This is a genomic window from Leclercia sp. S52 (assembly GCF_039727615.1).
Lineage (GTDB): Bacteria > Pseudomonadota > Gammaproteobacteria > Enterobacterales > Enterobacteriaceae > Enterobacter > Enterobacter adecarboxylatus_B.
This window is the reverse complement of the sequence record NZ_CP152474.1, coordinates 3665333-3688978: the sequence shown is the minus strand read 5'-3', so window position 1 is coordinate 3688978 and position 23646 is coordinate 3665333. Positions and strand designations below refer to the sequence as shown.

Here is a 23646-nt window from a genome sequence, read left to right as displayed (position 1 = left end):
TGAATGGCTGGTCAAATTTAATAATAGCGGGGGAGTATCAGAAAATATTTAATCGCTTTTGTAATTGATAATTATTCCGCCTGTATTGCGAACGTTCGGATAACGCCTGGCACAGAGGGCTGTGTTATGATAAAGAACTCCTTAACTCAACTTCTTACGATGTAACGTCTATGACAATATCCAGCGAAAAACAGGCAGATACCACCCCGGAAACCATTGGGCATGCATTACGCCGTCGCCCGCTTGCGCGCAAAAAATTGTCCGAGATGGTGGAAGAAGAGCTGGAGCAGATGATCCGTCGTCGTGAGTTCGCCGAAGGGGAACAGCTTCCGTCCGAGCGTGAGCTGATGGCCTTTTTTAACGTCGGTCGCCCCTCGGTCCGGGAAGCGCTGGCGGCGTTAAAACGCAAAGGGCTGGTGCAGATCCAGAACGGCGAGCGCGCCCGCATTTCGCGTCCGTCAGCGGATACCATCATCAGCGAGCTTTCCGGCATGGCGAAGGATTTTCTGGCCCATCCGGGCGGGATTGCCCACTTCGAGCAGCTGCGCCTGTTCTTTGAATCGAGCCTGGTGCGCCATGCCGCCCAGCATGCCAGCAAGGCGCAGATCGCCCTGCTGGAAAAAGCGCTGGAGCTGAACAGCCAGTCGCTGGATGACAACGCGCTCTTTATCCGCTCCGACGTTGAGTTTCATCGCGTGCTGGCGGAGATCCCCAACAACCCTATCTTTATGGCCATCCACGTGGCCCTGATCGACTGGCTGATTGCCGCCCGTCCTGCGGTACCCGAGCAGGCGCTGCGTGAGCACAATAACACCAGTTATCAACAGCATATCGCCATCTTCGAGGCGATCCGCAATCAGGATCCCGATGCGGCTGAACAGGCCCTGCAGGCGCACCTCACCAGCGTTTTCGCCACCTGGCACGCCTTCGAGCAGAGCAAAAAGCGTCGCAAGTAGTTCCCACGATCGTTTAGTGAACTGGATCGCGTTCTGCGCATTTCATTGATGTTTGTTTCGGTCTTGCTGGTATAACAGGTATAAAGGTCTACAGTCATAACATCATCACTACACTCGAGGTTTGTATGTCAGTTACGCTGAAAGGGGTTATGCCCGCACTTCTTACGCCGTTTAATGACCAGCAGCAGCTGGATACCCAAAGCCTGCGCCAGCTGGTGCGGTTCAATATCGCGCAGGGAATGGACGGCCTCTACGTCGGCGGATCCACCGGCGAAGCCTTTGTGCAGAGCATCGCGGAGCGTCAGGAAGTGCTTGAAATCGTAGCCGAAGAGGCAAAAGGGAAACTCACCCTGATTGCCCACGTCGGCACCGTCAGCACCCATGAGAGCCAGCAGCTCGCCCGGGCCGCCAGCCGTTTTGGCTATGACGCCGTCTCCGCCGTGACGCCGTTCTACTATCCGTTCAGCTTTGAAGAGCACTGCGATCACTACCGGGGGATCATTGATTCTGCGGAGGGTCTGCCGATGGTGGTGTACAACATTCCGGCCCTCAGTGGGGTGAAACTCTCTCTGGATCAGATCAACACCCTGGTGACCCTGCCGGGCGTGGGTGCCCTGAAGCAGACCTCCGGCGATCTCTTCCAGATGGAGCAGATCCGCCGGGCGCACCCGGATCTGGTGCTGTACAACGGCTACGATGAGATCTTCGCGTCCGGCTTGCTGGCGGGGGCAGATGGCGGGATCGGCAGCACCTATAACATCATGGGCTGGCGCTATCAGGGGATCGTGAAAGCCCTGAAAGAAGGGGATATCGCCACCGCTCAGGCGCTGCAGACAAAATGTAATGAGGTTATCGATCTGCTGATCAAGGTCGGCGTGTTCCGCGGCCTGAAAACGGTGCTGCACTACATGGGCGTGATTGAGGTTCCGCTGTGCCGCAAGCCGTTTGCGCCGGTGGATGAAAAATACCTGCCCGGGCTGCGGGCCCTGGCGCAACAACTCCAGCAAGAAAAAGAACAAGGTTAAGACAACGCCCGATGCCGGGCCTGCCCGGCATCACTGAAGCTGTACCCTACAAAAACAGCGTATGGGTTTACCCATTGCGGAGACTGACATGAATACAATGACACAAAATGTCCCGTGGTATCGTTGCCTCAACCGTCAACAGTGGCGTGCGTTTTCTGCCGCCTGGGTCGGTTACGTTCTTGATGGCTTTGATTTTGTTCTGATCGCCCTCGTTCTCACCGATATAAAAACCGAATTCGGCCTGACCACCCTGCACGCCGCGAGCCTGATCTCCGCCGCCTTTATCTCCCGCTGGTTCGGCGGCCTGATGCTGGGCGCGATGGGCGATCGCTACGGTCGCCGCCTGGCGATGGTGAGCAGTATTGTTCTCTTCTCCGTGGGCACCCTGGCGTGCGGCCTGGCCCAGGGGTACACCACCATGTTCATTGCCCGTCTGGTGATCGGCATGGGGATGGCCGGGGAGTACGGCTCCAGCGCCACCTACGTCATCGAAAGCTGGCCAAAGCAGCTGCGCAATAAAGCCAGCGGGTTCCTGATTTCCGGCTTCTCCGTCGGGGCGGTCGTGGCGGCTCAGGTCTACAGCCTGGTGGTGCCGGAGTGGGGCTGGCGGGCGCTATTCTTCATCGGCATTCTGCCGATTATCTTTGCCCTGTGGCTGCGTAAAAACATTCCGGAAGCGGAAGACTGGAAAGCGAAACAGCAGAGCAAAACCCCGGTTAAAACCATGGTGGAGATTCTTTATCGCGGTGAACATCGGGTCATCAATATCGCCATGACGCTGGTGGCGGCCGTATCCCTGTGGTTCTGCTTCGCAGGCCAGCTGAACAGCGCCGCGATTGTCGCCGTGCTTGGCCTGCTGTGCGCGGGGATCTTTATCAGCTTTATGGTGCAGAGCAACGGCAAACGCTGGCCGACCGGCGTCACCCTGATGGTGGTGGTGCTGTTCGCCTTCCTCTACTCCTGGCCTATCCAGGCGCTGTTACCCACGTATCTGAAAACCGATCTGGCTTACGATCCCGCCACCGTCGCCCAGGTGCTGTTCTTCAGCGGCTTTGGCTCTGCGGCGGGCTGTTGCGCCGGGGGCTTCCTCGGGGACTGGTTAGGCACGCGGAAAGCCTATGTTTATAGCCTGCTGGCCTCGCAGCTGCTGATTATCCCGGTGTTCACCATCGGCGGCAGCAGCGTCTGGGTGCTGGGCCTGCTGCTCTTCTTCCAGCAGATGTTCGGCCAGGGGATCTCCGGGATCCTGCCGAAACTGATCGGCGGCTACTTTGATACCGAGCAGCGCGCGGCCGGGCTCGGCTTTACCTACAACGTCGGCGCATTGGGTGGCGCACTGGCCCCGGTGCTGGGGGCCTTTATCGCCCAGCGTCTGGATCTGGGCACCGCGCTCTGTTCGCTCTCGTTTGGCCTGACCTTCGTCGTCATTCTGCTGATTGGCTTTGATATGCCGTCCCGCGTGCAGCGCTGGCTCCATCCGGAAGCACTGCGTACCCATGACGCCATCGACGGCAAACCCTTTAGCGGCGCCCTGATTGCGTCAGATGCATTACAGAGAGCGTCAAGATGATCGCGCTCGCCATTGATATCGGCGGGACCAAGCTCGCCGCGGCGCTGGTCGACAGCGCCTTACAGATTATCGCCCGAAGAGAGATCCCCACGCCCGCCAGCCAGACGCCGGATGCGCTGGAGGCCGCGCTGCGCGAGCTGGTGGCGCCGCTCTCTGCGCGGGCGCAGCACTTTGCCATCGCCTCGACCGGGATTATTCAGAACGGGGTATTAACCTCGATCAACCCGTCCAACCTCGGGGGGGCTTTCACACTTCCCGCTGGTGGACTACTTATCCAACCTCACCGGGCTCCCCGGCGTGGCCTTAAACGATGCCCAGGCCGCGGCGCTGGCCGAGTATCAGCAAGTGCCGCACGCCATCCGCGACATGGTGTTTATCACCGTCTCGACCGGAGTGGGGGGAGGGGTGATCCATAACGGGCAGCTGGTGACCGGCTCCGGCGGCCTGACCGGCCACTGCGGCCACACCCTGGCCGACCCGAACGGGCCGCGCTGCGGCTGCGGGCGAATCGGCTGCGTGGAGGCCATCGCCTCGGGACGGGGGATTGCCGCGGCGGCAGAAGGGGAACTGGCCGGGCTGGATGCGAAGGCTATATTCGCTTACGCCGCCCGGGGGCATGAACAGGCGGTGGCGCTGATTCAGCGTTCCGCCAGAACGCTGGCGCGGTTGATTGCGGATCTGAAAGCCCTGACCGACTGCCAGCGGGTGGTGGTTGGCGGCAGCATCGGCCTGGCCGACGGTTATCTCCCGCTGGTGCAGCACTACCTGGCGCAGGAACCCGCTGCGTACCAGACCGAACTCTGTCCAGCCAGCCATCAGAACAACGCCGGGCTGCTGGGCGCGGCATTATGGGCACAAGGAACTTTGCAATGATTGTAGGTGATATCAAGCAGCTTCAGGCGGCCGGGCTGCCGGCGGCCTTCTGTCAGGCGATCGACCAGGCGCTGAGCGTGGGGATTGCGAACCTCGAACCGGGCAGCTACCCGCTGCAGGGGGAGAGGGTATTTGTTAACGTGATGGCGTTTGCGACGCAACGCGCGGAAGAGAAACGCGCCGAGCTGCACCGCAGCTACATCGACATCCAGATCCTGCTGGAAGGGGAAGAGCAGATTTATTACGGCCTGGCGGGCAGCGCCCGGGAGTGTGATGCGTGGCACGAGGAGGAGGATTATCAGCTCTGCCAGCGTATTGAGAATGAACAGTCTCTGACGTTAACGCCGGGGATGTTTGCCGTCTTTATGCCGGGAGAGCCGCACAAACCCGGCTGCACTCTCACCCGGTCTGGCACGATCAAAAAAGCGGTGATTAAGGTGCATCGCAGCGTGGTGGTTTAAAGGCTAAAAAAAAGCCCGCGTATGCGGGCTTTCACGGCGTTAGTCGTCTTCGCGCTCTCTGATGGCGCGCTGGCGTTCGTAATATTCATCTTCTGCCGAAACGATCTCATCCAGCAGGGAATCCATATCCACAGCATGGGTCTCTTCGACAAACAGCCCGGTGAGCGGGGTTTCCGGGGTTAATTTACCGTCTTCATACAGCATCCAGATCTCTTTCCCGTAGCGCGTTTTCAGCAGCTGCGGGGCGAACTGACCGTAATACTCGGTGATGTTATTCACATCGCGTTCAAACATGGACTGCGCATGGTTGTTGGCGGCGGCATCCACCGCCTGCGGCAGGTCGATAATGACCGGCCCCTGGTCATCAAGCAGCACGTTAAACTCGGACAGGTCACCGTGGACGATACCGGCACACAGCATGCGCACGATATTGCGGATCATGGTGTCGAAATCTTTTACGGCCTCTGCTTCCGTTAAGGACACATCGCTCAGGCGTGGCGCAACGGCGCCTTCACCGTCGGTGACCAGCTCCATCAGCAGCACGCCATCCAGACACATATAGGGCTGCGGCACGCGTACTCCGGCATTAGCCAGGCGGAATAACGCATCGACCTCTGCGGTGTGCCAGACCTCTTCCTGCTGCTTACGGCCGAACCTGGAGCCTTTTTGCATGGCGCGCGCATCACGCGTATTGCGGACTTTGCGGCCTTCCTGATACTGCACGGCCTGCTTAAAGCTGCGCTGTGACGCTTCCTTGTACACTTTGGCACACTGAATCTGGTCCCCGCATAGCACGGTGTAAACGTCTGCCTCTTTGCCGCTTTTCAGGCGTTGAAGCACGTTGTCTATCAGGCCGTCATCGACCAGGGGCTGGAGTCTGTTTGGGATTTTCATGCGGCTTTTATAGCGCATTTTTGCCGCTTTTCGTACCAAAAAAGCAGGCAAATATCGTCTTCCAGAGGATTAACGTATTGCGTGACCCTCACAACAGGCTTTGACCGCCTCATACAGTAACCTGACGCCCGCGGAAAGCTGCTTGCGGTGCGGGCAGATCATGTTCAGCGGCACGCTTTCGCCCTCATAATCGTTCATTAAAACCTGCAGCCGGCCGGCGCGGACATCCTCCGCGACATCCAGCCAGGATTTGTACGCCACCCCCGCTCCGGAGACCGCCAGGCGGCGGATCACCTCGGCATCATCACTCATCATGCTGCCGCTGACGTTCACGCTGTGCATCTCGCCGTCACGGAAGAAGGTCCAGCGATCGTGCAGTCGCCCGCGCAGGACAAAGGTGAGGGCGTTGACCCGGCTTAATTCATCGGGATGGTTGAGGTTGCCGTGGCGGGCGACCCACTCGGGCGAGGCCACCAGCACGCGGCGGTTGTCGGGGGCGACGGGGAGGGCGATATAGGAGGCATCTTCCGGCATGCCGTAGCGAAAGGCGATATCCACCGGATCCTTAAAGACATCGGCCACCTGATCGGAGAAAAAGATGCGCAGCCGCAGTGCCGGATAACGTTCGTCGAAGGCCTGAAACATCGGCAGCAGCAGGTGGCGGCCTAAATCCGACGGGACGGCAATCTGCAGGGTGCCGGCGATCTCCTCTTCCGGGGCCTGGATTTTCTGCATCCCGGCGTACATCGCATCCAGCATTTGTCGCGCGTAGGGGAGCCAGGCCTCGCCTTCCGGGGTCAGGCGCAGGCTGCGGGTGGAGCGCGCAAACAGCCGGATGGCCAGCGAGGACTCCAGCCGTTTGATGGCGGCGCTGACCTGCGCCGGCTGGACGCCCGCCTCTCGTGCCGCATCGCTGAAGCTGCTCAGGGCAGCGACGCGAACGAACAGTATCAGATCCTCAAGCCGCACCATTTTCATCTCCCGAGTATAAGTCTTGTCTCCGCGAGGCTATTTTTCCCGTCACAGCTTCGCTTTACCATCAAATTATTGCGACACAGTGGATAAAACGCCGGAGACATTATGAAAGCCATTGCCATTACCCGTTCTGCACCACATAACATCGACGCCCTGCACGAGATTGAACTGCCCCAGCCGACGGCAACGGGGCACGACCTGCTGATTGAAGTGAAAGCCATCTCCGTTAACCCGGTGGATACCAAAGTCCGCGCCGGGTTTAGCGGGGATACCCCACGCGTTCTCGGCTGGGATGCAGTAGGCGTTGTTACCGCGGTGGGCGAGGCGGTGACCCTTTTCGCGCCGGGGGATGAAGTCTGGTATGCCGGGGCGCTGGGCCGGGCGGGCAGCAACAGCGAGTATCAGCTGGTAGACGAGCGCATTGTGGCCCTGAAGCCAAAAACCCTGGATAACGCCGCCGCCGCCGCAATGCCACTCACGGCCATCACCGCGTGGGAAATGCTCTTCGATCGGCTGGGCGTTCAGGAGCAGGGCAACGAAGGGGATACGGTGCTGATCGTCGGTGCCGCGGGCGGGGTGGGCTCGATCCTCGTTCAGCTGGCGCGCAAGCTGACGAAAATGACCATTATCGGCACGGCGTCGCGCCCGGAAAGCCAGCAGTGGGTGCGGGAGGCGGGAGCGCATCATGTTATCGATCACAGCAAGCCGCTGTCGGAAGAGCTGGCCGCACTGGGGATCAACGAGGTGACCCACGTCGCCAGCCTGAACCACACCGAGGCGCACTATGCGGAAATTATTAAGGCCCTGGCACCGCAGGGCAAACTGGCGCTGATAGACGATCCCGAGACGCTGGATGCCCGTCCGCTGAAGGCGAAGAGCATCTCCCTGCACTGGGAGTTTATGTTCACCCGCTCAATGTTTGAAACCCGGGATATGATCGCCCAGCATCAGCTTCTGACCCGCGTGGCTGGGCTGATTGATGAGCAGGTGATTACCACCACGCTGGGTGAGCACTACGGGGCGATCACGGCGGCGAACGTGCAGAAGGCCCACGCTCAACTGGAAACAGGGCGTGCGGTCGGGAAGATTGTGCTGGAAGGGTTCTGACGGGGGCTAATGGCTTTCGCTGGATGAATTGAAGAGACAAAAAAGCCCGCAGGCTTGCGCCGTGCGGGCTTTCAGGACTTCGTATCAGGCTCTGGTGACCATCAACAAAGAATTTTGGTGGAGCTGGCGGGAGTTGAACAGGAATATGTAGAGCTTTCAGTCACCGGTGAGAATAAACGCTCCCGCAGCCTGCGAAGGCTGCGAGATGTTATCAACGTGAAAAAATGAGAGATTAATCAGGCCGCCGGGCGCTATATTCGGTCGTATGAGGATGTCCAGCGCATCAGCATACGTAACCGCCTGAATGATTTTATGCAGGCACATGACGCGGAGCTAACGTCTGCGCTTGGCTATAACAGTCAGCATCCCGCCGTAAGACACTGTGTCATGCAGCACTCGGTCGAATATCTGCGTGTGGCACTGTCGGTCTGGCCGGCCGGCGGTAAAAAAATATTCCGCACAGGATAATGGCATTTTAACGGCAATCGGATTCAGGCTTGACGCATCTTCGAGAGATGTTAATCGTGAGGAATTCTCCTCTGCACAAAATTAGAATTACCTCCGGAAACGTGCAGATCTGATCACTCATTAGCCTTTTTAAAAATCCCCGTAAATTCCGCTATTTTTCATGACTTAAGCCATGCATCAGTAAGGTGCATGCTTTTTCATGTCCCTGCTTCCCATCCAGTGCCGGTACTGACGCGTCCCGAGGCCGGTCATGTACCTGCATTAAAAGCGACCCGTTAAGCGGGCAGGCAGGGCGGGGAAAGCCTTACGCACGGAGCCGTGGAATTGAATTAAAATTTATTTTACTGAGTGGGGATTTTTTGAAGTGTAATTTTGTTTGTCTAATTTGATAATAAAATATTAACAATTAATGCAGGGCTTGACCCCTGCATCAGATTATGAATTACAGCTCAAGATCACTTGAATAATATTTGTGAGGTCTATGAGCTTTGTTAATGTTTATTTTTCCAGATTTTTCAAGGACTCTGCTCCCCCAAATTGCAACCTTCTGCACCGTACAACCTACAGAATCTGCAATATCTCTTGCTGTCATAGCTTCATTTTCACTCAGTTGAGATATTAACCCTAAAATCTTAATCTCAACTTCAGCGAAATTACCCTCGGTCATCGGTGCATCTTGATGAATGATTTCGATTAGAACTGTATCATCTTCAAAGCAGCGCTTCACTTTTGACCTTATAACTTCATTCTCATCATAAATTTTATTACAAGTAGAACATCTGTAACTTTTTTTGCTTAGTTTTTAGGAAGTAGGCATCAAAGCCAGATAATACCGGGTCATAAATAAATCTTATAGGTGTGTAATCATCTTTTTTATTTGCATACTTAATGTTGTATTCATTGCAGATATCATAGTCTAGAGAATAAAGGTTATAACTCCCACCATGTTTCGACGATATGTTTTCGGAAATAAAATGTAGTAAAAAGTTCTCACATAAAATATTTAAGTACTCTTTTCTAGCTGGATCTATCATTAAGTGACTAGCAGCTCTGTTAGGGAATTTGTTTTTTTCCGCAATTGCTTTTTCTAATATTTTATTCCACAGGTCCATGTAGAATCCAGGTATGAGTTTTTGCCTAACACCGCCAATAAATTGTTTTTGATATGTTTTTCTGGCGCAGGTTATTCCATAGTTTATTTCTGCGAGACCAATTCGATAATCAGTTGAATTGGTTTGTGCTTGGGAAAAGGCGTTTTGTAAAATTATTCCAAGTGTCCTTGATACACCTATGGTTTCTCGTGTTAAACGAGTCATTATTTCGTTTGTGTCACCTTTAAATATTGAACCTATAGTCATTGAGGAACAGAATTTTTCAATTCTCTTTTGTATCAGTTCCGTAACGAATATTTGCATTTTACTCATGGCTGCTATAGCGCCATTAAATCGCTCTGAATATTCATTAAAATCAAGAGGAATAGGGAAAATATCCCTCCCTATGATAACTTTTTCTCCAAAGTTAAAACGGTCTGTAATTACACCAAGTTTAAAGAACATGCCTACTTTTGAACCAAGGAATAACTTCAAAAGTGCACTAAATTTCAATTGTGAATCTAAGCTTAGGTCAGAGTATTCATCTATAAATACATAAATAGCATCAATGCCAGCTTTTGTTTTAATTTCATTTATTTTACTAAGAAAGTCTTGGGCATTTAATCCATTTATAGTTGTATATTTAATGCTTTCATTATTTTCAGTAGTACCACCTACTTTTGCTGATATTTTTGCGCTGGTAGGGGCTAGTTCACCTGAAAGTTCATGTGAACCGGCTTTTTTCATGGCTAGGGAGCTGTCGATAACCTTTGATTTACTTAAGGTTACACCCTGAACAAGTACCTTCTCAATATAATCAAGTTCATCTAAAGTTTGATGTTGTTTTCTGAAATTACTCAGGAAACTATCATCAAACATTAAAGAAAGTTGATTTTTGAGAGCTGAAATAATTTGTCTGATGAAATGAATCTCGAGTAAAGATAGTTCATTCGCAGAGTCGAATATATCATTGCAAGTACTGAGATCTATGTATATAGGGAGGGTTTTTACGTTTCCAAGTAAAGATTTAGATTTAGGTTTGGGTATTATTGTTTTAAGACATTCGTAGTAACCACGTGACCTGCTCCCCGTTGATTAATACACCGCGATGTTAGTAATGTCTTCATAAGCCACATGAGGACATCCCCATGAAGAAGCGTTTTTCCGAAGAACAGATCATCAGTATTCTCCGAGAGGCCGAAGCCGGGGTTTCTGCCCGTGAGCTCTGCCGCAAGCACGCCATTTCCGACGCCACCTTTTACACCTGGCGTAAGAAGTATGGCGGTATGGAGGTGCCCGAGGTTAAGCGCCTGAAGTCGCTTGAGGAAGAGAACGCCCGCCTCAAGAAGCTGCTCGCTGAAGCCATGCTGGATAAGGAGGCGCTTCAGGTGGCTCTGGGGCGAAAGTACTGACGACAGACCAGAAGCGGGAAGCTGTGGTGTTGATGTGTGATGCGACCGGTCTGTCGCAACGTCGTGCCTGCAGGCTTACAGGTTTGTCCCTGTCGACCTGCCGCTATGAGGCTCAGCGACCGGCTGCTGATGCGCATTTATCAGGGCGTATCACTGAGCTGGCACTGGAGCGCAGGCGTTTTGGCTACCGACGCATCTGGCAGTTACTGCGCCGTGAAGGCCTTCATGTTAATCACAAGCGCGTGTACCGCCTTTACCACCTTAACGGGCTGGGCGTAAAACGCAGACGACGTCGTAAAGGGCTGGCAACAGAACGTCTGCCGCTGCTCCGCCCGGAGGCGCCCAACCTGACCTGGTCGATGGATTTTGTCATGGACGCGCTGGCCACCGGTCGCAGGATCAAGTGCCTGACCTGCGTGGACGACTTCACGAAGGAGTGTCTGACGATTACCGCCGCATTCGGGATTTCAGGCGTTCAGGTCACGCGAATTCTGGACAGCATTGCACTGTTTCGCGGCTATCCGGCGACGATAAGAACGGACCAGGGGCCGGAGTTTACCTGCAGAGCACTTGACCAGTGGGCTTATGAGCATGGGGTGGAGCTGCGGCTTATCCAGCCGGGCAAGCCAACACAGAACGGATTTATTGAAAGTTTTAACGGACGATTCAGGGATGAGTGCCTCAATGAGCACTGGTTCAGCGATATAGTTCACGCCAGGAAAACGATTAATGACTGGCGGCAGGATTATAACGAGTGTCGTCCACATTCATCGCTGAACTACCAGACTCCGGCTGAATTTGCAGCGGACTGGCGAAACGGGAAATATGAAGAAAAACCAACCGACATTACTAACTGAAGGTTGTATCTAATCCTGGGGGCAGGTCACAAGCCATATCTGATCTATAAAAAAACGAAGAATCTTCGAGTGATCCAGCTATTGTTAGGTCACAAAAAACTTGAAAGTACAGTCCTTTATCTCGGTATTGAAGTGGATGATGCCCTGGAGATATCTGAGTCTATTGAAGTTTAATTTGTGAGGGCTGCAACAGCAGCCCTTTGCCAGAAGCGGAATTTTATTACATCTCTATTGAATTTGTTAATGCTGAGCAGGTCAATACATGCAGGAAGTTCCGGCTGTTTCTTTGAAGTTAACGAACCAAGTAGAGTAAGCGTCGACGCGGAAATCGTCTTTGGAAAAAGCTAAGGCATTGACCAGAATTTTTTGATCAATACATAAAGTTAGGGCGGTTTCGAATGTGTGGTTGTATTCTTTACGAATTGCTCCTGCGGCAAGGTTTCTGGGCGGCGATGAACCAAATACGAACATTAGAAAAGAAAAGACGATATTTACCGTTGCTATTTCCCTTCATTTTCAAAGCACAGTAAATCAAAAATTAATTCCATATTGTTACTTTTTAGAATGTCAACATCTTTATATATTTTTTCAGACGCCCCTCCTTCATCTTCCCATTCGTTAATGGAATACTGCCATTCTTCTTGCATCAACCTGACGTCTGCAGTTGGGATCTCTAAATAAGTTAGCATAGTCTACTCCGGCATCCTATCTTTATGAGGTTTTAATAGTATAGGGTACCCTACACTGTAACGCCGATTAGGTTTGCATATACTCATTAAGTATATAAAAAAGCACTGTAAGAAAATAATAATCTAAGTCGTGTTATTTAGCTGCAACTTTTTATTTTCCTAAGGGTGTTGACTATACTTAAATAAATAATTTCAAACCGGAGAGTGCCATGTTTAACCATTCACCTGAAAAGTCTGAAAATGAATTTAAGGAAACAGTAAAAGAATACGCTACTAAAACCGATGATGCGTTACGTAGTGGGGCTAACAGCATGAAGAATAAAGTTGAGTCATATCCTGCGACAAGTATTCTCATAGCAGTCGGTATAGGCTTCGCTTTAGGTTTTATCTCAGGAAGAAGATGATTATCTTCGAGATGAAATTTAACTGTATCTCCTTACTTCATGAGTGCATTATTTAACAAAAATAAGATAAGTATTGAAAATATTATAGTCATTAAAGAAATCACCAATTTGTAAAAAGTGAAATCCTCCTTAAAAGAAGCACCGAACTCGGAAAGGAAGTAACTAACCATTATAGTTGCCAGACATATTGCTGGACTAAATATATAACAATCTTTCAATAATTCTTACAAAACAAGAAGCATAAAACATCCAGAGAAAAATCCTCTGCTGCATCGCTTGATGCTTATGAATATGATGCCGATGCCTCCCGGTAAGCCTTTGGGTATCCCTATGACCCGCTGCTTCGTTCGTGCATGATGAACATTCCATTAGAAAATTCATCAGGTTAATTTGCCCTGCCGCTCAGAAGGATTCATCATAAAAGGCAAAATAGCATGAAGGGAGGTAGAGGGCCATCTGTATTTTGTCAATGCACATAGTGTGACTTCCTGATTTGACAGCGATTTTTAAAAGAATGTGTTGAAAAAAAAGCCTGCGGTTAGCAGGCTATAAAGTTTTTTTACTTATTTTTTTTGTTTGTATCTTATAAATAGGGTAGGTACGCAATTAAACATGAAGCAGAGAAGGTAATGAAACTGCTATAAATATTTCCTGGCCGCATCAAATATCTCCTGTGACGTTAACTCCCTGTCAGTAGCCACGTAAACAATGCCATGATCGCCAGTTAAGGAAGGAAAACCTGCAGACATAATCCGAAGATGTGTTTATTCACCGTTTGGATATTCCTGCCTGATAGAGGATATACCTTCCAGAACGGTCATGACTTTACAGGATTCAGCATTAAAGAAAACAAGGACTTTAATCATATTCTATTATCCTGTTCTCTCGTGGGTGTTAGCTGGCAGATGCCATTAAGGTCAAAGCCATTACGTGGTTCTTTCGGAGATAGCCTCGCTCATTACGCACTTCTTATTTAACAAGCAGTTAGTTTGTGCTTTTAAAATTTTTATGCAGTAGTCCTGCACTTCATTACATCGGTCAGCACACTCATAATTGTGAAGAATATGCTGATCAGATATTAAGAATAAACGATTTTTCACTGATTTAAGTTATGGGGCTGTCTACTCAGGGATAATCCTTCATCGTTATCGCAGACCCACATTGATTTATTTATCGCAAAGTATTACGTTTGCAGCAGCAGGACCTTTGTCTCCGATCTGAATGGCGAATTCAACTTTCTGTCCTTCAAATAAAGTTTTAAAGTTGTCGCCATTAAGCGCAGAAAAATGGACAACGATATCTTTGCTGCCATCAAGAGGAGAGATGAAGCCAAAACCTTTGTCTTCGTTAAACCATTTTACCAGGCCTGTAATTCTAGAGGTCATACTGACTCCTGTTATACATCATTGTATTGATAGTAAATGTATGGACTCAAAAAGAGGGGATATCAACGATAGCGCCTGGTAATGAGAACTGCCCGGAAAATTTCTAACTTTCATTAGTACATCGAACTGATGGGATTCATTAAGGCACAGGGAATCAATATAAGCAAATTATCTTTTAGCCGTCCAGAGGTCCTGTAGGGAAAATAAAAGTGGCTGAATGCCATTTTCAATGTATAGTCTTTACGTGTTTTCAATAAGGAATTGACTTGTCCCATAAAATGACAGGAATTGTCAAAAGCTTTGATATTCTTAGTGGTAAAGGCCTCATCATCCCATCTGATGGACGAAAAGACGTTCTGCTTCACATTTCAGCCGTTAACTCCCGCGAATCAGAATTACTCATCCCTGGAAGCCGCATAGAGTTTTGCCGGATAAACGGTCTCAGGGGGCCTGTGGCTGCGAACATTTATCTTTCCTGATTTTCAGTGTGTCAAAATAGATAGATTAAAACTTAACCACATATGGTACGGTGAAGCTCATTCATTGAAAGGTTAATGGTTATGTCTGTTATCAATTACGCAATGAAATTCTTCAGCAGTGCGTCTACTGCCACAGCTGCCTGTCCTGTTTGTGGCTTAAAATCAGTACAACCGTTGTCAAAAATCCGGCTCAACCAGACCATGCTTTGCCCCGGATGTAAGGCTCTGTTTATCTCCCGACGCTAGCTCGACCAAAACCGCAGAACAGAGCTCATGTCCTATACTTATGTTAGATTCCGGCAGCTGTTAAATCCCTGATGCCTGACGCCCATCCTGAGAGAACGTTTCTGAACTGATTTCGCAACTGCTCCTGCGCGCTAACGTCGCATCAGAGCAATGCTATGAAAATGATCCCCAGAGCGTGGTTTAACCGCTCCCGTATACTGATGAATGCTGCCGAAAACATAACGTTTTCGGCGAACGATCCTGCCGGTGAAAGCTCGCCGCGGTCAGAACTCTTTTCGACCGTCCAGATGGAACGCTACGGCCAGAAGCTGGCGCGGACTCATAAAGTATCACCGGATAAGCATCCTTATTATCTTCTGAAACGGCTTGGCGACAATGAGGCCGTCATTACCCAAAACTGCTATGAGCTTAACGCGGGTAAAAAGACCAGTATCATGCCCGCCGGTGAATGGCTGCTGGACAATTATTATCTGATTGAGGAACAAATCCGCACTGTCCGCCAGCATCTGCCGAAAAGCTTTGGCAAAGGTCTTCCGTCGCTGGTATCGCCGCTGAATTGCCCACGAATTTATCATATTGCATCAGAGGCTATTGCTCACGGCGATGGCCGCTGGGATACCGCCAGCCTGACCAGCTATCTCACTGCCTATCAACAGGTGACGCCGCTGACGCTGGGTGAAGTCTGGGCGTTACCGGGAATGCTGCGCCTGGCGCTGATTGAAAATCTTCGTCGTATCAGTATGGAAGTGATAAAAGCGCAGCAAGACAGAAACCTTGCCGATACGTGGATAACAAGGATTGTCGAATGCGCAGAGAGTGCGCCTGGTGATTTAATCATGGTGGTTGCCGATATGGCGCGCTCCCGGCCTCCGTTAACCAGTGCGTTTGTCGCAGAGCTGGTGCGGCGCCTGCAGGGGCATGGCAACGCGCTGTCGTTACCTCTGACCTGGGTTGATCAGTGCCTTCGGGAACAGGGGATCACCACTGACGTTCTCATACATAGTTTCAATCAGCAGCTTGCCGCCAGCCAGCTGTCCGTAAGTAACAGCATTGCGGGCCTGCGATTATTGAGTGAAACGGACTGGGCTGATTTCGCCGAAACGATAAGCGTTGTCGAACAGACATTACGCAATGATCCTGCCGGCATCTATCCCCGGATGCACTTCAATACCCGGGATCATTACCGGCACGTAGTTGAGGTTCTGGCCAGAGACAGCGGTCTCAGCGAGCCTGAGGTTGCAGAGAAAGTGCTGGCGTTTTCAGAGGAAAAAGCGCCCGATACACCGGAACATCATGTTGGTTATTATCTTGCGGGCGAAGGTCGACAGGCGCTGGATATTCATCTCCTGGCATACGCCTCAAGGCTCCTACGCTTGCGTCACAGTTTCAACAGAATAACCCTGCTGTCATGGATTGGAAGCCTGACGCTGCTGACAACCGCAGCGACCGCAGCAATATTGCACGAAACCGCCATGCAGGGCACAGACTGGCTGTTGATCGCGGTGATATTGCCTCTGATTATCGCTTTGACTCAGTTAATGAGCGATTTACTCAGTGATGCAACCACCCGTTTTCGCGTTCCTCGACCCTTGCCGGGGATGGATTTTTCAGCCGGGATTCCCGCTGACAGTGCCACCATGTTAGTCATTCCCTGCATGTTGACCAGCCACGAAAGTTTCAGCCAGCTCCTCACCAGTCTTGAAGTCTGCTGGTTAGGGAATGAAAACGAAAATCTCAGGTTCGCGCTGCTCACTGATTTTGCTGATTCTGAAAATGAACCCTCGCCGGAAAGTCACGCGCTGCTCAGACAGGCTATCGCCGATACGCAGGCGCTTAATCGCCGCTACCCCTCCGGCCGACCACGTTTTTATCTGTTACATCGCCAGCCTGAATGGAACCCATTGGAAGGAGCGTGGATGGGCTATGAACGCAAGCGGGGAAAACTGGCGTTACTGAACAGCTGGTTGCGCCATCCCGGAACGCAATTCGTCAGCGTTGCAGAGATGCCTGCCCACCTTTTACCGGGTCACATAAAATACGTCATTACACTGGACAGCGATACGGTGCTCCCGCGCGATACGGCACACAAACTCGTCGCGACGATGGCGCATCCGCTGAATACGCCTGAGTATGATCCGGTACGCCAGAGGGTTGTCAAAGGATTCGGTATTTTACAGCCCGGTCTTGCGGAGGAGATACCACGCAACGGTCAGGGGCGTTACGCAGCCCTGCGCAGCAGCGTACCGGGCAATAACCCTTATTCGATGATGTCTTCGGATATTTATCAGGATCTCTTTGGGGAAGGCTCGTTTGTGGGCAAAGGGATTTACGATGTTGATATTTTTATGCAGGCCACTACCAACATCTGCCCGGAAAATCTGGTACTCAGCCATGACCTACTCGAAGGATGCTATGCCCGTTCGGGTCTGCTGAGTGAAGTGTTACTCTACGAACAATATCCCAATAATTATCTGTCGGATGTTGCACGACGTTCACGCTGGATCCGGGGTGACTGGCAACTGCTTAACTGGCTAAAACCACGCGTCAGAAAAGCCGATGGAACCCGGGTCAGGAATCCGCTGACCGCACTTTCTTACTGGAAATTACTCGATAATCTGCGTCGCAGTCTGGTCGCCCCCTCCTTACTGGTATTGCTGTTCTTCACCCTGCTTGGGGTACCCAATCCGGTTTACTGGCTGGGCGTACTTTCGCTGATATGGCTTTTGCCAGCCATCCTCTGCATCGCCCATGACCTTCTGCATAAACCTCTGCGTCGCCGCCTGAAGCCGCATCTGTTACTGGTGGGGGCGGGCGCGCTGAAGCGTCTGTCAGGTATCAGCCTTAATTTTGCGATACTGCCGCACGAAGCCGGATATTCGCTGAAAGCGATCGCCGTGACGCTATGGCGACTGGGGATAAGCAGGCGTCACCTCAGCCAGTGGGTCAGCCACAGCCAGGACAGCAGTCAGGCCAGACCCACTGTTGCACGTTTTTATCAGGCGATGTGGCTTAACGTTGCCGGTGGCGTGGCGCTGACAATACTGACCGGACAATTTGCCCCACAGCTGCTGGGGATTGCGTTACCGATCGGTTTGGTATGGTGTGTGGCACCGCTGCTGATGAGCTGGCTGAGTCGCCAGCCCGTGCGTAAGGTTTTTTCGCCTAATCAGGAACAAAAACAGCTGTTACGCCAGACAAGCCGTGAAATCTGGGCTTTTTTTGAAACATTTGCCACAGCAAAAGAGAACTGGCTTCCACCTGATAATTATCAGGAAATACCACAACCGACGGTGGCACACCGAACTTCTCCTACCAATATTGGTCTTTCACTTATGGCTAACCTGACGGCATGGGACTTTGGCTACCTGCCTGGCGGAGAGGTGCTCCGGCGCGTGTCGCTCACGCTCGACACGATGGATAAAATGGAGCACTACCGGGGCCATCTCTACAACTGGTATGACACCCGTACGCTGGTTCCCCTAAGTCCACGCTATATCTCCAGCGTCGACAGCGGCAATATGGCCGGGCATTTATTGACCCTGCGTGCAGGCCTGTCCGCCATGCGTCATCAGCCTGTTTTAAGCAACCAACAGATACTGGCAGGACTGAACGATACGCTGGATATTCTGGAAAAACAGTGGGGTAAGAACCCACCTGACAGCCTGAGACTGCTGCGCAAGCATTGCCTGAACGCGGTGTCGCTCTCTCCGCAGGCGCTTTTCAGCGAACTGAAAAGCATTCGCACCCAGTGCAACCATCTGACCAGCGCATGTCATCAGGGATCTCCTCTTCAGATGCGCTGGGCTGGACATCTGGAGCATCAACTGGTTCAGCTTTGCCATGAGTGGTCTCTGTTGCTTGGCTGGTTGCCTGCATCCTGGAATGAACAGAAGCTGCCGACGCTGAGCGAGCTTGCCCGTCCGACATTAACCGGTACAGGAACGCCTCCGGCGTCAGTGGCGGAGCAGGCCCGAATGCGACTCAATATTATCACCGAGCTGGAACAGCGGCTGGATGAGCATGCCCGGATGGATTTCGCCTTTCTGTACAGTGAAGCAACCAGTCTGCTCAGCGTCGGTTATAACTGTGACACCAATATGCCTGACAAGAGCCACTACGATCTCCTGCCGTCTGAAATCCGCCTGACCAGTTTTCTTGCCATTGCGACTAATCAGCTGCCTCTTAAAAGCTGGTACGCGCTGGGTCGATTGTTTACCACGATTGATAATGAAACTGCCCTGATGTCATGGAGCGGATCCATGTTTGAATATCTGATGCCGAATCTGGTGATGCCCACCTGGCCCGGCAGCCTGCTCGATGAAATGAGTCAGTCGGCGGTTATGCGCCAGATTCACTGGGGGAAAGAACGCGGGGTGCCATGGGGTGTTTCAGAGTCTGGTTATCATGCTTTTGATGTTCAGCATAATTATCAGTATCAGGCATTTGGCGTACCGGGGCTCGGTCTGCGCAGGGGACTTGCCGATGACATGGTTGTCGCTCCTTACGCCACGCTGCTGGCGCTGATGGTTTCCCCACAGAGAGCCTGTGAGAACCTGTTCAGGCTGCAAAAAAATGGTGCACGCGGAGAATACGGTTTTTATGAAGCGCTGGACTATACCCCCTCACGTCTTGCAACCGGTCAGCTCTATGCGGTGGTACAGTCCTGGATGGCGCATCACCAGGGTATGGCATTTCAGGCGCTGGCTCATGTGCTGCTTGATGCCCCCATGACTGAACGCTTTATGTCCAGTACGGTATTCCGGTCAGCGAGTCTGCTGTTACAGGAGCGCGTGCCGGATGCGGTCGATCTGTACAGTCCGCGCCGTCATTTTGAATCTCATGAGGGCATGGTCAAACCCGTTCGCTATGAACCCCGTATTTTCTATAGCGTGGATACCCCCGCCCCGGATATTCAACTCCTGTCCAACGGCCATTATCATCTGATGTTGACCGCGGGCGGCGGCGGTTACAGTCGCTGGAATGATATTGCACTAACGCGCTGGCGCAGTGATACCACCCGTGATAACTGGGGAGCATTCTGCTACATCCGCGATACCCAGACGGGAGATGTGTGGAGCAATACCTGGCAACCAACAGGCTACACCAGCGGACAAGACGAGGAAGTGTTGTTCACCGATGCGGGGGGCAGAATTCAGACGCAGCTTAGGGGGACTCAGCGTCAAAACTCAGGTGGTGATCTCTCCGGAGGATGATGTTGAATTGCGACGGCTCACACTGATTCATCGTGGTCGCAAGCCTCGCTCTCTGGAGCTGACAACCTATGCTGAAGTGGTACTGGCACCTGATGCCAGCGATCTGGCACACCCGGCATTCAGCAATTTGTTTATTCAGACTGAGCTGGCTCCTGAGCGTGACGCTATTCTTTGCCACCGGCGCCCGCGTTCACCGAATGAACCGGGCCCTTGCCTGTTTCACATGATGGTGGTGCACGGCGATAACCGACATAACGTGTCGTTTGAAACGGACAGGGCAAGGTTTATTGGACGTGGCAGAAACCCTGCGAATGCACAGGCAATAGAGACGGGAGGGATGCTAGGCAACACGTCGGGCTCGGTGCTGGATCCGATACTGGCAATTCGCAACGCCATTATTCTGCAGCCGGGGCAGCCGGTTACGATTGATATCATTTATGGCATCAGTGAGACCCGTCAGCAGAGCCTGGCGTTGCTGGAGAAATATCGCGATTACCCTATCGCCGATCGCGTCTTTGAACTGGCCTGGTCTCACAGTCTGGTGGTATTGCGCCAGATGAACGCCAGTGAAGATGATGCCACGTTGTTCAATAGTCTCGCCAGCGCTGTGCTTTACCCTGTCCAGGAGCTGCGCGCCGAAGGCCAGGCGATCGGCCGCAACCGGCGTGGCCAGTCCGGACTGTGGGGCTGGGCAATTTCAGGGGATCTGCCGATAGTGCTGCTGAGTATAACCAGCGAGGAAAGTATCACCTCAGTGACCACACTGATTCAGGCACACCGTTACTGGAGACAGAAAGGGCTGGATGTTGATTTAGTTATCCTGAATAACAGCCCCGGCGGCTACCAGCAGGGATTACAAAATCAGATTATGGAGTTAATTTATGCCGGGTCTGAAGCCAGTCTGCTGGATAAAAAAGGCGGGCTTTTTGTCCGCAACGGTGAGCATCTCTCCGCTGAGGATAAGTTGCTTTTGATGAGCGTGGCCTGTCTTTATCTTGATGACCGCGCAGGGGGTATTAATGAGCAGCTTAACCAGCGTATTCATACCCTGAAATCGCCGGCAAGGGCATTCATTCCGCGTGCTGTGCGCGAGCGTAATCAACATACGGACTGGAGCCCTGATACCAGTCAGTTATGCCATTTCAACGGATACGGTGGATTTTCTCAGGATGGGCGGGAGTATCAGATCGTCCTTCGGGAAAATGCGCTTACACCGGCTCCCTGGTCGAACATACTGGCAAATTCTCGTTTTGGCAGTGTGATCTCAGAGGCAGGGCAGGCCTATACCTGGTATGAGAATGCCCATGAATACCGGTTGACGCCGTGGGAGAACGATCCGGTGAGCGATCGCAGCGGCGAGGCATTTTACCTGCGCGATGAAGAGAGCGGGGAGTGCTGGTCGCCGACGGCTTTACCTGTTCGCGGACACGGTGATTACCTGACCCGCCATGGTTTTGGCTACAGCGTTTTTGCCCATCGTGAGAGTGGTATAGACAGCGAGTTGACGGTCCTGGTTGCTGAAGAAGATCCGGTTAAACTGGTGCTCCTGACGCTCAGTAACTCTTCGGGACGGACACGTCAACTTTCCGTCACAGGCTATGTAGAGTGGACGCTCGGAGAAACACGAACGCGCTCAGCCCCTCACATTGTGACACATGTGGCCAGAACGCCCGGCGGCTGCGGGATACTTGCGAATAACTTTTATGGTGATAATGGTGGCGGCCGAACTGCATTTTTTGCCGTCAGCGGTAATGACTGTTCTCTGACAGGGGACCGCCGGGAGTTTATTGGCCGTAATGGTTCCCTTCACGCCCCTTCGGCTATGAAACTGCAAAAGCTTTCTGGTAAGACGGGGGCCGGTCTGGATCCCTGCGGAGCGGTGCAATCGGCGGTTACATTAATTGACGGGGACCAGAGGACGTTTATTTTTATCCTCGGTGCAGAGGAGAATGATGTTTGTGCTCAGGAGACGCTGGCCCGCTACATGAACGAGGATACGGTCCGCCAGGAGCTGAACCGGATTCATAATCACTGGCACAATGTTCTCGATAAAATCGTAGTTAACACCCCCGACACGTCCGTAAATTTACTGGTTAATGGCTGGCTGTTGTATCAGACGGTCGCCTGCCGTCTTATGGCCCGGAGTGGCTACTATCAGTCTGGCGGTGCATTTGGTTTTCGCGATCAGCTGCAGGATACGCTGGCTCTGAGCCACGCTGCTCCGGACCGGATGCGTGAACAGATAATACTCTGTGCATCACGGCAGTTTATCGAGGGGGGATGTGCAGCACTGGTGGCACCCGCCTCACGGCAACGGTGTGCGTACCCGCTGTTCCGATGACTATCTTTGGCTGCCGCTTGCTGTTTGCCACTATGTTGAAACGACGGGGGATATGGATGCACTGGAAATACGCATTCCTTATCTGGAGGGACGCTCGCTTCAGCCTGGTGAAGAGTCTGTCTATGACACGCCGGTCATCAGCGGCACCGAAGAGACACTCTGGTTACACTGCGTCAAAGCTATTCACTATGGACTTCGCTTCGGGGAGCATGGCCTGCCGCTGATGGGGGCTGGTGACTGGAATGACGGGATGAACCGGGTGGGTATCGAAGGCAAAGGTGAAAGCGTCTGGCTGGGCTTCTTCCTGTACGACATTTTGCAGCGGTTTGCAGCGCTGGCGGAGCGCAGGCTGGATGAAAGCGTCGCCGCGATGTGCCGTTCACAGGCTCTGCGCCTGCAAAGTAATCTCGAAGCCCACGCCTGGGATGGGGAATGGTACCGGCGCGGGTATTTTGACGATGGTACTCCCCTGGGATCGAAAACCTCACAGGACTGCCGGATTGATGCGATTGCGCAGAGCTGGTCTGTATTGTCCGGCGCCGCGAGCCCGGGACGGTGCGCAAAGGCCATGCAGGCGCTGGATAAGCACCTTGTGGATAACGAAGGAGGGCTGATCAAACTGTTAACGCCTCCTTTCGACGGACACGGTCCAAATCCGGGCTACATACAGGGGTACCTGCCCGGCGTGCGGGAAAACGGAGGGCAGTATACGCATGGCGCCATCTGGGCAGTGATGGCCTTTGCCCGAATGGGGAATGCCGGACGAGCCTGGCAACTCTGGTCAATGCTCAACCCTATAAATCATACCCTGAATGCGGACTCTGTCGGGATTTATAAAGCTGAGCCTTATGTCATGAGTGCTGATGTCTACAGCGTCGCTCCCCATACCGGACGTGCAGGGTGGAGCTGGTATACCGGTTCCGCAGGCTGGGCCTGGCGTTTACTTACCGAGGAATTACTGGGGATAAAACGTTCCGGCACTGACTTTAGTGTTCATGCCAGGTTACCGGATGAGTGGTCGTCTTTTTCTATGGCATATCAATATGGTGAAAGCCATTATCAGATTAGTGTTTCACGCGGCGATGCAGAATATTGCGTGACGCTGGATGGTGTTCTCCTCCCTGATGACAGAATACCGCTGAAGGATGATGGACAAAACCATACGGTTGAGATCATTCAGAACTGACACTGATCCCGGAG

15 protein-coding genes and 4 pseudogenes are annotated in these 23646 nt (G+C 52.3%); 12 read left to right on the top strand and 7 right to left on the bottom strand.

Annotated elements, in window-relative coordinates:
• Positions 1-170: 170 nt before the first annotated feature.
• The 5 genes and pseudogenes from nanR to nanQ all read left to right on the top strand — a co-directional run bounded on the left by nanR (position 171) and on the right by nanQ (position 4885).
• Positions 171-956: a transcriptional regulator NanR gene (gene nanR, locus AAHB66_RS17635; RefSeq protein WP_347113825.1), complete on the top strand. Its 786-nt coding sequence runs from the start codon at positions 171-173 to the stop codon at positions 954-956.
• 125 nt (positions 957-1081) lie between these two features.
• Complete coding sequence (gene nanA, locus AAHB66_RS17630; RefSeq protein WP_347113824.1) at positions 1082-1981, top strand: N-acetylneuraminate lyase; 900 nt, start codon at positions 1082-1084, stop codon at positions 1979-1981.
• 88 nt (positions 1982-2069) lie between these two features.
• A complete protein-coding gene (locus AAHB66_RS17625) occupies positions 2070-3551 on the top strand; it encodes an MFS transporter (protein WP_347113822.1) in 1482 nt (493 codons plus the stop codon).
• A pseudogene (locus tag AAHB66_RS17620) lies at positions 3548-4424 on the top strand (N-acetylmannosamine kinase). The gene AAHB66_RS17625 and the pseudogene AAHB66_RS17620 overlap by 4 nt, the downstream one beginning before the upstream one ends.
• The gene (gene nanQ, locus AAHB66_RS17615; RefSeq protein WP_347113820.1) at positions 4421-4885 is read left to right on the top strand and encodes an N-acetylneuraminate anomerase; all 465 of its coding nucleotides are present in this window, start codon (positions 4421-4423) and stop codon (positions 4883-4885) included. The pseudogene AAHB66_RS17620 and the gene nanQ overlap by 4 nt, the downstream one beginning before the upstream one ends.
• Positions 4886-4924: 39 nt before the next feature.
• Here nanQ and AAHB66_RS17610 read toward each other — a convergent pair whose 3' ends face one another.
• Complete coding sequence (locus tag AAHB66_RS17610; RefSeq protein WP_347113818.1) at positions 4925-5779, bottom strand: PA4780 family RIO1-like protein kinase; 855 nt, start codon at positions 5777-5779, stop codon at positions 4925-4927.
• 69 nt (positions 5780-5848) lie between these two features.
• On the bottom strand, positions 5849-6751 hold the full coding sequence (locus AAHB66_RS17605; protein ID WP_347113816.1) for a LysR family transcriptional regulator: 903 nt from the start codon (positions 6749-6751) through the stop codon (positions 5849-5851).
• A 108-nt stretch (positions 6752-6859) separates the two neighbouring features.
• On the opposite strand from AAHB66_RS17605, the gene AAHB66_RS17600 reads away from it, so the two are divergent.
• Together AAHB66_RS17600 and AAHB66_RS17595 are read left to right on the top strand one after the other, a co-directional pair.
• Positions 6860-7861, top strand: a complete 1002-nt coding sequence (locus tag AAHB66_RS17600; RefSeq protein ID WP_347113815.1) for a zinc-binding alcohol dehydrogenase family protein — start codon at positions 6860-6862, stop codon at positions 7859-7861.
• A 111-nt stretch (positions 7862-7972) separates the two neighbouring features.
• A pseudogene (locus AAHB66_RS17595) lies at positions 7973-8414 on the top strand (phage polarity suppression protein).
• A gap of 357 nt (positions 8415-8771) precedes the next feature.
• Here the strand turns inward: AAHB66_RS17595 and AAHB66_RS17590 are convergent.
• Together AAHB66_RS17590 and AAHB66_RS17585 are read right to left on the bottom strand one after the other, a co-directional pair.
• The gene (locus AAHB66_RS17590; protein WP_347113813.1) at positions 8772-9056 is read right to left on the bottom strand and encodes a hypothetical protein; all 285 of its coding nucleotides are present in this window, start codon (positions 9054-9056) and stop codon (positions 8772-8774) included.
• Between the two features lie 37 nt (positions 9057-9093).
• Entirely contained in the window at positions 9094-10299 is a 1206-nt protein-coding gene (locus AAHB66_RS17585; protein ID WP_347113811.1) for a hypothetical protein, read from the bottom strand.
• 269 nt (positions 10300-10568) lie between these two features.
• Between AAHB66_RS17585 and AAHB66_RS17580 the strand changes: the two genes are divergently transcribed.
• Positions 10569-11689, top strand: a protein-coding gene (locus AAHB66_RS17580) for an IS3 family transposase (protein ID WP_105580531.1) whose coding sequence is annotated in 2 segments (ribosomal slippage) — positions 10569-10827 and positions 10827-11689 — 1122 coding nt in all. Because the reading frame shifts where the segments join, the coding sequence is not laid out codon by codon here.
• Between the two features lie 500 nt (positions 11690-12189).
• Here AAHB66_RS17580 and AAHB66_RS17575 read toward each other — a convergent pair.
• Positions 12190-12378 (bottom strand): hypothetical protein, encoded by a 189-nt coding sequence (locus AAHB66_RS17575; RefSeq protein WP_023479866.1) that lies wholly within the window; start codon positions 12376-12378, stop codon positions 12190-12192.
• Positions 12379-12587: 209 nt separating this feature from the next.
• On the opposite strand from AAHB66_RS17575, the gene AAHB66_RS17570 reads away from it, so the two are divergent.
• Positions 12588-12782 carry a hypothetical protein gene (locus AAHB66_RS17570; protein WP_023479757.1) on the top strand — a complete coding sequence of 65 codons (195 nt, stop codon included), beginning with the start codon at positions 12588-12590 and terminating at the stop codon, positions 12780-12782.
• Positions 12783-13420: 638 nt separating this feature from the next.
• On the opposite strand, the pseudogene AAHB66_RS17565 reads toward AAHB66_RS17570, so the two are convergent.
• Positions 13421-13648: pseudogene (locus tag AAHB66_RS17565) on the bottom strand (hypothetical protein).
• Between the two features lie 300 nt (positions 13649-13948).
• Complete coding sequence (locus tag AAHB66_RS17560; protein ID WP_016239707.1) at positions 13949-14167, bottom strand: cold shock domain-containing protein; 219 nt, start codon at positions 14165-14167, stop codon at positions 13949-13951.
• A gap of 266 nt (positions 14168-14433) precedes the next feature.
• Between AAHB66_RS17560 and cspF the strand changes: the two genes are divergently transcribed.
• The 3 genes and pseudogenes from cspF (at position 14434) to AAHB66_RS17545 (ending at position 23632) form a co-directional block, all read left to right on the top strand.
• Entirely contained in the window at positions 14434-14646 is a 213-nt protein-coding gene (gene cspF / locus AAHB66_RS17555) for a cold shock-like protein CspF (protein ID WP_001446195.1), read from the top strand.
• Between the two features lie 75 nt (positions 14647-14721).
• The gene (locus AAHB66_RS17550) at positions 14722-14892 is read left to right on the top strand and encodes a YnfU family zinc-binding protein (protein ID WP_305955329.1); all 171 of its coding nucleotides are present in this window, start codon (positions 14722-14724) and stop codon (positions 14890-14892) included.
• A gap of 155 nt (positions 14893-15047) precedes the next feature.
• Positions 15048-23632 (top strand): annotated as a pseudogene (locus AAHB66_RS17545) (glucoamylase family protein).
• Positions 23633-23646: the final 14 nt, after the last annotated feature.